At 35.5% G+C, this 10,277-nt stretch carries 12 protein-coding genes; 10 read left to right on the top strand and 2 right to left on the bottom strand.

Translation table 11 applies throughout. The annotated features are described in order from the left end of the window. Positions 1-89: 89 nt before the first annotated feature. The 10 genes from ACFO3P_RS13135 (at position 90) to ACFO3P_RS13090 (ending at position 8,391) form a co-directional block, all read left to right on the top strand. Complete coding sequence (locus tag ACFO3P_RS13135) at positions 90-1,352, top strand: IS110 family RNA-guided transposase (RefSeq protein ID WP_289584864.1); 1,263 nt, start codon at positions 90-92, stop codon at positions 1,350-1,352. A gap of 693 nt (positions 1,353-2,045) precedes the next feature. Beyond that, positions 2,046-2,138, top strand: coding sequence for a DUF961 family protein (locus tag ACFO3P_RS22875; RefSeq protein ID WP_434059225.1), 93 nt, complete (start codon positions 2,046-2,048; stop codon positions 2,136-2,138). A 96-nt stretch (positions 2,139-2,234) separates the two neighbouring features. Continuing rightward, the gene (locus ACFO3P_RS13125) at positions 2,235-2,684 is read left to right on the top strand and encodes a MarR family winged helix-turn-helix transcriptional regulator (RefSeq protein ID WP_042533119.1); all 450 of its coding nucleotides are present in this window, start codon (positions 2,235-2,237) and stop codon (positions 2,682-2,684) included. A 53-nt stretch (positions 2,685-2,737) separates the two neighbouring features. After that, the gene (locus ACFO3P_RS13120; protein WP_042533120.1) at positions 2,738-3,784 is read left to right on the top strand and encodes a flavin-containing monooxygenase; all 1,047 of its coding nucleotides are present in this window, start codon (positions 2,738-2,740) and stop codon (positions 3,782-3,784) included. A gap of 56 nt (positions 3,785-3,840) precedes the next feature. Beyond that, entirely contained in the window at positions 3,841-5,184 is a 1,344-nt protein-coding gene (locus ACFO3P_RS13115) for an NAD(P)-binding domain-containing protein (protein WP_379542445.1), read from the top strand. Between the two features lie 58 nt (positions 5,185-5,242). Then, positions 5,243-5,440, top strand: a complete 198-nt coding sequence (locus ACFO3P_RS13110) for a hypothetical protein (protein WP_042533122.1) — start codon at positions 5,243-5,245, stop codon at positions 5,438-5,440. Between the two features lie 89 nt (positions 5,441-5,529). Beyond that, entirely contained in the window at positions 5,530-5,874 is a 345-nt protein-coding gene (locus ACFO3P_RS13105) for an ArsR/SmtB family transcription factor (protein WP_042533123.1), read from the top strand. Positions 5,875-5,890: 16 nt separating this feature from the next. Then, positions 5,891-7,189 (top strand): arsenic transporter, encoded by a 1,299-nt coding sequence (locus tag ACFO3P_RS13100; RefSeq protein WP_042533125.1) that lies wholly within the window; start codon positions 5,891-5,893, stop codon positions 7,187-7,189. Positions 7,190-7,203: 14 nt separating this feature from the next. Continuing rightward, positions 7,204-7,623, top strand: coding sequence for an arsenate reductase (thioredoxin) (gene arsC / locus ACFO3P_RS13095; protein WP_066186216.1), 420 nt, complete (start codon positions 7,204-7,206; stop codon positions 7,621-7,623). Positions 7,624-8,151: 528 nt separating this feature from the next. Beyond that, the gene (locus ACFO3P_RS13090) at positions 8,152-8,391 is read left to right on the top strand and encodes a hypothetical protein (RefSeq protein WP_042533132.1); all 240 of its coding nucleotides are present in this window, start codon (positions 8,152-8,154) and stop codon (positions 8,389-8,391) included. Positions 8,392-8,460: 69 nt separating this feature from the next. Here ACFO3P_RS13090 and ACFO3P_RS13085 read toward each other — a convergent pair whose 3' ends face one another. Together ACFO3P_RS13085 and ACFO3P_RS13080 are read right to left on the bottom strand one after the other, a co-directional pair. Next, complete coding sequence (locus ACFO3P_RS13085) at positions 8,461-9,372, bottom strand: C40 family peptidase (protein WP_042533134.1); 912 nt, start codon at positions 9,370-9,372, stop codon at positions 8,461-8,463. A gap of 311 nt (positions 9,373-9,683) precedes the next feature. After that, positions 9,684-10,031, bottom strand: coding sequence for an AbrB/MazE/SpoVT family DNA-binding domain-containing protein (locus tag ACFO3P_RS13080; RefSeq protein WP_042533136.1), 348 nt, complete (start codon positions 10,029-10,031; stop codon positions 9,684-9,686). Positions 10,032-10,277 lie beyond the last annotated feature (246 nt).

Genomic DNA, 10,277 nt, shown 5'->3' with positions numbered 1-10,277 from the left:
TCGTAAATGTATTATGCCCTGCAAAGCATACATTTTATGATAGAGTACCTTCTCTTTTTTGGCTAGGGGATTTTTTATCACTTTCGAGTATTATTTTACACATACAACAAAGCCTCATCATTGGGGTGGATATAGCCAAGCACAAACATGTAGCGCGGGCGATAGATGACCGTGGTCGTGATCTGGTGAAACGTCTCGTATTCCCCAACTCTTATCAAGGTTTCACCGCATTCATCGAATGGGCTCATCAGTTGTCTGAAACCTATGATCGCCCGAATCTAATGGTTGGGATGGAACCCACTGGTCACTATTGGCTGAACCTAGCCTATTATTTAAAAGCACAGACCATCCACGTCGTGGTGGTGAATCCGATGAAGGTAAAACGGTTCAAGGAAATGGACGATGATTCGCCAACAAAGAATGACACCAAAGATGCCAAAGTGATTGCCCAGATCATGCGTGACGGTCGATATCATGAACCTACCTTACCAGAGGATGTGTATGCGGAATTGCGAGAAGGAATGAAGCTGTATGACATGATCCAAGAGGATATGTCCTCGATAAAAGCGCAAATGCAGAATGCACTGGATCGCTACTTCCCTGAATTTCGGACGGTCTTTAAAGATTGGACAGGAAAAGCAGCCTTTCATCTCTTGGATCGTGGCTATTTGCCAGTAGATATTCGGCAAGCGTCGGAAGAAGAGTTGCTTAGGGAAGTTAAACAAGCAGCGAGTCGAGCGGTAGGGATTAAACGAATACAAGCCTTAAAAGAAGCCGCAGAAAATAGCGTTGGCCTCCAAGTGGGGTTAGGCATGGCGCGTCAGGAAATCCGTTATCTTTTGGAACAATATCAGGTGATGGAGGAACGATTAACGGCTCTTGAAGCACAATTGGAAGTACTCGTTCTCCACATACCTGGTGCGGATGAAATGATACAGATAAAAGGCGTTCGTGCCATCACGGTAGCTGGTTTTTTCGCAGAAGTGGGAGATTTATCGAATTACCAAGATCCACGCCAAATCATTAAGTTAGCGGGATTAAACTTAAAGATGAATCAATCCGGTAAATTCAAAGGTCGGACAACGATTACCAAGCGAGGACGAAGTAGATTGCGGCGTATACTCTATCAGGTCGCTAAGCCATTAGCCTTACACAATAAAGGTTTTCAACAGTTACACCATCATTATCGCTATCGTTCGCACAATCCGTTGTCTGGTAAACAATCCTTTATCGCACTGGCAAGAAAGTTGATCAAAATCTTTTATGTATTAGGGACACGTGACTGTTCCTTCAGTGAAGAACGAATGATTCGAGATATTCCAATGATTTCTATGGAACAGGATATTGCTTAAACAAGACAGAAATGTTGTCTTACACCTGAACTTTTGACAAATGAAGCACGGAGAAGCCGGTCGTTATTTCATCCATCAGGGCATGGACCCACTAAAGGAGCATTTCCGGCCTCCACCATGGTTAGGTCGAACAAAGGAATTTACGCGCATAGACGCTGAGAGACGTGGGAGGATCCACCGCCATGTAAAAGTGGAGATCTAAGGTGCGACCATACACAACATCCATTTAATGGAAAACACCCATTACCTTAAGTGATCTATGACCATTCAATTCCATATTTATCATGATTTTAAAATAAAAGTAAACAGACTTATCTTAAGCTTTAAGCATTCAAGAGATATAGGGAGTAAAACGACCAAATTCTAAGAATAATTTAATTTATTGAGGGAGTGATTTACAATGAACGTTTCTCATTCTCGTCCTCTCCTTGTTCTAGTTTTTTTGTAGCTCTATTAAATGAAAAATAAAATTATGAAGAAAAGAGGTAATCTAGATGTAATTAAAATATTTGATTCCGAACATGGAAAAAAACTTTGGAACTATGGAATTGCAGGAGAAGGTCAGATGAACAAAGTTGCATTAACTTACATATGAAAACATTTTTCGACGCTATAACCTTTATTGGGATATTTAGCGAGCGGATGATATTGAAGTAAGAAGTTGAAGAACAATTTTTAAAAGCCGAACGAGAAATAAAATTAGTCAATGCACATATTACCGCAGAAGGTTATACAATCGAAGATCATGGTTTTACAAATTACATTTTACATGCTATGGCAACTTGATTATGTTAAACTTTAACCTATTAAAGTTCAATTAATAAAATTTACTTGCATTTTGCAAATAAATATTGTATAACAAATAAAAGAGGTGATTTAAATATGGAAAATACTCGTGACCTATTTCAAATGATAACACGTCGATTTGGTCTTTTGAATAAAAATTGTTGTTCAGCAGATGGACTTGATATCTCATTAATTCAAAGCCATATTCTTTATGAAATCAATCGTCAACTCGCTCCGTCTGTCCAAGAAGTTGCAGAAGCCTTAGGGACGGATATTACTACTTTTAGTCGTCAGGTTCAATCTTTAATAAAAATGAATTTAGTTAATAAGACACCAAGTCTAAATGATCGCCGTATTCATACGCTTGAGTTAACGGCGGAAGGAACGAATATAGCTGAAATCATTGACGAACAGATAAATACTTATTTAGAAGAAATATTTGCCCATATGACTGATTTTGAAAAAGAAACGGTGCTTCGCTCTATTCAGCTACTTAATAATACAATGGGTAAAATTGGTTCTTGCTGTGCTCCTGCTCCAAGATAGATAAATTTATAAAAAAATAATGCTTGCATTTTGCAAATAAAAGGAGGAACAAAATGATTTATGACTCTATCATCATTGGTGGAGGACAGGCTGGCCTTGCGTCGGGGTATTACTTAACAAAATACGGATTGAATTATTTAATACTTGAGGCAAATACGCAAGCAACTGGTTCATGGTCTTATTATTATGATAGTTTAAAGCTCTTTTCTCCTGCACGTTTATCTTCTTTACCAGGCATGAGAATGAAAAATGACAAGCGAGGTTATCCAACCAAAAAAGATGTTATAAGTTACTTGAACACCTACACCAAACGTTTTAAATTGCCCATCTTAACTAATCAACGGGTTTATGAGGTCAGTCGTAACCAAAAAGGATTTTCTATTGAAACTTCTGACGGAAAATCCTATAAAGCAAAAACGATTATTAATGCTACCGGTTCTTTTCATAATCCTTATTTACCACAAATGAATGGCATGAATACTTTTCGTGGCAATTATCTTCATTCTTCTTCCTATCAAAAGCCTGATCAGTATATTGGTCAAAGAGTAATCGTTGTTGGAAGTGGAAACTCAGCTGTTCAGATTGCTATGGAATTATCAGAAGTGAGTAACACTACACTTGCAGTTCGTAAGTCTGTGCAGTTAGTAAAACAAAAAATATTAGGAATAGATTTACACTATTGGGTGAAGGCAATCGGCTTTGATAAGTTTCCTTTCTGGAGGTTCGGAAAAGCAGTTCCAATTCCTAGCTCAACAGTTGATTTGGCTGGATACAAAGAAAAGTTAGAAGTTGGTAACCCTAATCAAAAAAAGATGTTCGAACGTTTCTATTCTGATGGTGTTGTCTGGTCAGAAGGCAACCAAGAGCCTGTAGACACTGTGATTTTCGCTACAGGATATCGTTCTGATTTTGGATATCTAAAGACAATAGAAAAATTTGATGTGGAGGGAAGACCACTACAGAAAGCTGGTATCAGTCAAAATACTCCCGGACTTTATTATGTTGGACTTGAAGGGCAACGATCTTTTTCTTCTGCGACATTAAGAGGGGGAGGCTCTGATAGTAAGTTCGTAATAAAGCATATAAAACAGAATTTATAAAGAAGATAGGATAACAATGGAGAAATAATTAGTGAAAATTTAGGAGGATGATGAACGTGAAACCTATAGAAATTAAAACAAATTGTTGTCAACCGCAAGAAGAACTACAACAAGTAAGCAATCATCAATATAACAAACATTTACCTATTGCAGTCATTGGTGCTGGACCAGTAGGTCTTGCCGCGACAGCCCATTTAGTTAGTTACGACCAACCTTTTATTTTATTAGAATCCGGCTCTAAAGTGGGAGAGAATATTTTAACATGGGGGCATGTCCAAGTCTTTTCACCTTGGAAATATAATATTGATAAGACGGCATTGAAGCTTCTTAAAAAACAAGATTGGAATGTACCGAATCAAAATGAATTACCTACTGGTAAAGAGTTAGTTGACCAATACTTAAAACCGTTATCGAATACACCAGAAATCAAAAATTCTTTGTTTATGAATACTAAGGTTATTTCCATTAGCCGCAAAAATACAGATAAAATGAAAACAGCTAATCGAGATCAACAACCTTTTGTGATTTATGCAGAACAAGGTAACGAACTGGTACAATTTGAAGCAAGAGCAGTCATAGATGCGACCGGAACTTGGGGAAACCCTAATCCTGCAAATTCAAATGGAATATGGTTAAAAGAAGAGAAAGATATAAAAAATCAAATTTTCTATGGCATTCCAGATATTCTTGGTAAAGATAAGGACCGTTATCTAAACAAACGTGTTGCTGTTGTCGGAAGTGGTCATTCTGCTATTAATTCGTTATTGGAATTAGCAAAATTAAAAGAAGAACATCCTGCAACGGAAATTATATGGATTTTAAGGAAAAACAGCGTAAAAGATGCATTTGGAGGAGAACTGGATGCACTTGAGGCAAGAGGAGCATTAGGAAGTCATATACACAATTTAGTAGATGCAAATACATTTGAAGTAATTACTCCTTTTAGAATTCAACGTATACATGAAAAAGAAGGCAAAATAGAGCTTATAGGAGAATCGAAAGGAGAGTTAACAACGATTTCAGATATAGATGAGATGGTTGTTAATACTGGCAATCGTCCAGACTTCTCCAATTCAAGTGAGCTGAGAACCCGTATTGATACAGCAACAGAAAGTGTTAAAGACCTTGCACCTTTAATTGATCCAAATATACACAGTTGCGGAACAGTACGCCCGCATGGAGAAAAAGAATTGCGACAACCTGAAAAGGATTTTTATATCGTGGGAGCAAAAAGTTATGGTCGGGCACCAACATTCCTAATGGCAACTGGACATGAACAGGTTCGATCCATTGTAGCTTATTTATCGGGGGATTATGAAGCCTCTGAGAAAGTCGAACTGGAATTACCTGAAACTGGTGTATGTAGTACGAATTTAAATGCTGCCAATTCGTGTTGCTGAAATAAAAAACAAAGGGAAAGTATCATTTACTTTCCCTCCCTTTTTGGAGGTGGTCTGAATGATTATTAATAAAGGCGGAGATTTAAGCAAAGAATACTTTATGGCATATTTTTCTTTGCTTATGAACAGCAGACAATGTACTTTAGAGAAGGCAAAGGAAATCACGTTTGATCGTCTATTTCGCAATGATGAAAATACGTTTGGAAACATTTCTTTTCAACATTTTATGGAAGCCTATGAGGAATTAAAAGAATAGGAAATAAGATTGCACTAAATTTTTTTATTTGAATATATAAGTGTATAGTTATATACTTATATTATTATTTCATAAAAAGGGGGATTTAAATGCTGCAAACTACAATTGAATTGGAGAAAGCTGCTGGTATTTTAAAATTACTTGGCGATAAAACAAGGCTGACTATGCTGAAATTAATTAATGAACAAACTTGTTGTGTTTGTGAGTTCGTTGAAATATTTCAGTCCAGTCAACCATCCATTAGCCAACATTTACGCAAACTGAAAGATTTGGGGTTAGTGAAGGAAGAAAGAAAAGGACAATGGATATTTTATACGGTTAATAGTAAGAGTGAGTATTATTCATTTATCAAACCGATTTTGAATCAATTACCCGATCAAGATGATAAATTAAAAGAACTGGAAGAGAAAGGCACACGAATTTCTTGTTGTTAGGTTTGGAGGTCTTATTTTGTCAGCAACACTTATACTCGCCATTATAATATTTGTTTTAACCCTAGTCCTAGTCATTTGGCAGCCAAAGAATTTAAATATTGGATGGTCTGCCATGGGAGGAGCTATTATTGCTTTACTCGTAGGAGTAGTGGGATTTAGTGATGTACTTGAAGTTATTGGCATCACTTGGAATGCAACATTATCATTTGTCGCCATTATTCTTATTTCATTAGTATTAGATGAAATTGGATTATTTGAATGGGCAGCATTACATATGGCACGGATAGCAAAAGGGCATGGAATAAAGATGTTTGTATATATTAGCATTTTGGGTGCAATTGTCGCAGCTTTATTTGCGAATGATGGTGCAGCACTCATTCTAACACCGATTGTACTTGCGATGGTACGTCATTTGAATTTCAAAGAAAAAATGATTTTTCCATTTATCATGGCAAGTGGGTTTATCGCTGATACGACATCTTTACCGTTTATTGTTAGTAATTTAGTTAACATCGTTTCAGCCGATTTCTTTGGTATCGGTTTTGTCGAATATGCTTCAAGAATGATTATTCCAAATTTATTCTCTTTAATCGCAACGATTTCGGTATTATTAATTTATTTTAGAAAAAACATACCTAGAGATTATGATGTATCAAAATTAAGAACACCAAATGAGGCGATCAGGGACTTAAAAATGTTTCGCCTATCATGGCTTATACTTGGTATATTAGTAATTGGGTACTTTACGAGTGAATTTGTTAATGTACCTGTTTCTATTATTGCTGGGGTCATTGCGATTTTCTTTATTTTGATGGCAAGACGCAGTACCGCTGTTAATACAAAAGAAGTAATTAAAGGGGCACCATGGAATATTGTATTCTTCTCCATTGGAATGTACGTGGTGGTCTATGGATTAGGGAATGCAGGGCTTACATCGGCACTTGCAAGTATGATTCAAACCGTAGCTGACCAAGGTTTATTTGTTGGAACGGTTGCCATGGGATTTATTGCAGCATTCCTATCCTCCATTATGAATAACATGCCTACCGTAATGATTAATGCATTAGCCATTGCGGAAACAAATACATCTGGTGTGTTACGTGAAGCACTTATTTATGCGAATGTAGTTGGATCAGATTTAGGTCCCAAAATCACACCGATTGGTTCTCTGGCAACATTAGTATGGCTGTATGTATTATCACAAAAAGGCGTTAAGATTTCATGGGGAACTTATTTTAAAACAGGTATTATTTTAACCCTTCCTATCTTATTGATTACATTAGTAGGACTATATTTAACACTGATTCTATTTTAACAAGGAGAATGATTATGTCTAAAAAAACAATTTATTTCTTATGCACTGGAAACTCTTGCAGAAGCCAAATGGCTGAAGGCTGGGCGAAAAAATATCTTGGAGATGCTTGGGAAGTGAAAAGTGCAGGTATTGAGGCACATGGTTTAAATCCCAATGCAGTAAAGGCAATGCAAGAGGTCAATATTGATATTTCGAACCAAACATCTGATATTATCGACCCGGAAATCTTAAACAATGCGGACTTTGTAGTCACTTTATGCGGAGACGCTGCGGATAAATGTCCAATGACACCGCCACAAGTGAAACGTGACCATTGGGGTTTTGATGATCCAGCCAAAGCTCAAGGGAATGAAGAAGAAAAATGGATTGTATTTCAACGGGTTCGTGATGAAATAGGGAAAAGAATCAAACGTTTTGCTGAAACAGGAGAATAGTATATGTATATGTTTATTTCATATTGAAAGGTGAAAACTAGATGATTGTAGAATAAAGAGGAATCGTTTCATAAAAAATATATGTTATCTAGTGAACTTGCCTATTATGTAAAAGATAATGCTTTGCCCTTAATTGATCAAGAATATGCTTTTTCTGAGTTAATCAACCCTGTATAAAGAGAACCAAATAAAGGCCTGGGTAACAGTGAGATATTTAGATTAGACAATAAAGGCAGTGCAATTTTCACAGTATGAATTGACCTTGGAGAAAGATAGGAACTGGTTGATTATAGAGTGAAAATAATCATTTTTTATTATTCTTCGTTATAACTAGATAAAAAAGATGATTCTAATAATAGGAAACCCACATGGATTCATTGTTTTTTATTTATAGGTCTGCCTTATGCAGTTAAACGAATACTTGTTTTAAATTCCTTTTTTATGCTGACTTTCCGTTTTAAGGCACGATATAATTAAATAAAATTATGTGTATGTGCTAGGAAATAGGTTAATTGAAGGAGGAATTAGATGGTTAAAGATAATGAAAAAGGCCGCTTATTAACACATGAATTGAATCGGAAATTGTATTTTGCGGAAATGGAAGAAAAATTGGTTAAGGTCACTTACTGTTTGATGGCAGATGACCTGTATACGGTAGATCATGCTATTCCTGAATTAATAAAAATAATTAACTTATTAGAACAAGAGCAGAGAGCTATCATGAATAGTATTATTTGTATAGAGAAGCAAATAAAAATAGAAAATTGACAAAAGTGTGAGAGTATTATAAAAGCCATCAAATTATGATGGCTCATTTTTTGTTTCAATCGTTTTTTATTATCTATAAGATTTTGCACCAATATAGTGACTTTGCCAGTAATCAATGCTAATATCTGCTACGACAACCCCATTATCTCCGGAATGAATCATTTGATTGTTTCCAATATAGATACCGCTATGGGACGCACCTTGTACGTCATAAGTACCTTCAAAGAATACAACATCCCCCACACTAGGAGAGTTAACACGTACACCAGTATTTACCCAATTATCACGGTGTGTACGAGCAACATCAATGCCTACTTGATTAAATACATATTGAATAAAACCGCTACTATCTAATCCGGAAGCAGTAGTTCCACCCCATACATAAGGTGTTCCGAGAACACTCTCTGCTGCAGCAACAATATTATCATGACTAGGGGAAATAGCTGCCGATTCGCTTGATTCACTAGATACATTTGTGTTAGTTAATTCATTGGAATTTCCAGTCTCTTCAAGGGCAAGTTCCTCATCATTAGTCTCAGATATGGTGTCTTGAGGTAAAGAAGGTGTATCAGCAGGTAATGCTAATGCATTCTTTGTATTTGACCCAATAATACCATCTACTTGCAAACCTTGATCCGCTTGGAAATCTCTCACTGCTTGTGCAGTAATATCACCAAAAACCCCATCTACTTGATAAGAATAGTAACCAAGTGATTGTAGAGTATTTTGTACATGTTCTACCTCAGATCCTACACTGCCTTGTTGGAGTATAGATGTGTTTACAATTTCAGTTGTAGTTGGTGGTTGCTGCTCTACTTGAAAATTGGATAAGTTGCTTTCTTCAATAGAAATATCGCCTTTAGAAGAGCCTTCGCCAGCGCTTGCAAACACACTATCTCCTAAAAATGGAGTTAATGCTATAGAAGTAGCAAGTGCACTTGAAAGTACATATTTTTTCACTCTAAGATTGGGTGTTGCCATAAGTGTTCCTCCTTTTAATGTTAGAAATTCTAGTTATTTTGTAGTTAAGTTTGAAATTCTATGTAATAGATTTTTCGCTCTTAAATAGATTTTAGCATGTGCATATCACAATAGAAATCATAAAAAAATTACATAAAGATTACAAAATGTGATCATATGTTACAGTATTGTATAAAGATTATAACAATAATCGACAGTATTTTATTTTTATGAAGCCTCTTTCGTGTACCTCGTAAAGTTCTAAAAAATTGATAGAAGAAGGAAACGTTTTGAAAACAACTGTCTTTAGCTTGACGATTGAATTGCCTATCTCATGATTGTTTTCTCAACAAAACGATTTGCTTCTCTCTATTAAGGTATAGGCTAAAAATGTCGCCTATTTCCAAATTGAGAAATTTAATAAATTCTTTTGGTACTCTAAATGAGCCTCTTTCATTTAATATCATTATATTTTCTATTGAATTTCCACTAAATTTTTGCACTATTAATTCATTAGATTTATGTTTTGAACTAATTATCACCTCATCTCCAGGGCTTAAGTTTAAAATATCTCTAATGGGTTTTGGAATAGTAACAGAATAACTACTGGTTATCATACAATGTAATCCAGTTGGATTTATTTGGGGATTTTTTTCATTTATAGGACATGAATCGTACATAAATTTAACACTCCATTTGAATATATTTTTTTAATAGTAATGGGAAGTTATGCAGATTCTTTGCAGAATAAAAAATTATAGAAATAATTTTCTTGTCAAATATCAAATCCTTTTATCGTATTCAATAAAAGAAGACAAAAAATTACAGAAGATATCTTTTATAGAAGATTTCTTCTGTAATTTGCTTATAACCCTTCAAAAGGAGGGGACATCTTCCTCCTCTTGAATATATTTTTAAATGGGATT

The sequence above is a fragment of the Oceanobacillus aidingensis genome, from assembly GCF_042654105.1.
Taxonomy (GTDB): domain Bacteria; phylum Bacillota; class Bacilli; order Bacillales; family Amphibacillaceae; genus Oceanobacillus; species Oceanobacillus oncorhynchi.
This window is presented reverse-complemented; position numbering and strand designations above follow the sequence as displayed.